We start from the raw sequence: 277 nt of genomic DNA, 5'->3' as shown, positions 1-277 counted from the left end.
CGCGATGGGGGTCTCGGGGATGGCCGCGCCCGCGACCTCGATGCCGGACAGGCCGACCTCCAGGCCGCCGAGCTTCACGCGCTCGTCGTGCTTGAGCGTGCCGGTGGCGGTGAGGAACGTGCCCGCGGCGAGGCCCGAGATGGTGTCGGCGGTCGCGTCCTCGTCGCCCTGGCGCTTGTAGGTGAGCTGCACCGCGCCGGACTCGTCGCGGAGGATCACGAACTGGATCTTCTTCTGATCCCGGACGGTCTCGACCCAGCCGGAGACGGCCACGTCC

The 277-nt window shown here is 71.5% G+C and carries 1 protein-coding gene; it reads right to left on the bottom strand.

Features of this window, described 5'->3' with window-relative positions; all coding sequences use genetic code 11:
* Positions 1-273: OB-fold nucleic acid binding domain-containing protein (locus DZG00_RS16785; protein ID WP_233550194.1), on the bottom strand; the 273-nt coding region annotated here is incomplete at its 3' end.
* Positions 274-277: the final 4 nt, after the last annotated feature.

Source organism: Clavibacter lycopersici (genome assembly GCF_003576405.1).
Classification (GTDB): Bacteria; Actinomycetota; Actinomycetes; order Actinomycetales; family Microbacteriaceae; genus Clavibacter; species Clavibacter lycopersici.
Note: the sequence above shows the minus strand (reverse complement) of the source record. Positions and strands in the feature narration are given on the sequence as shown.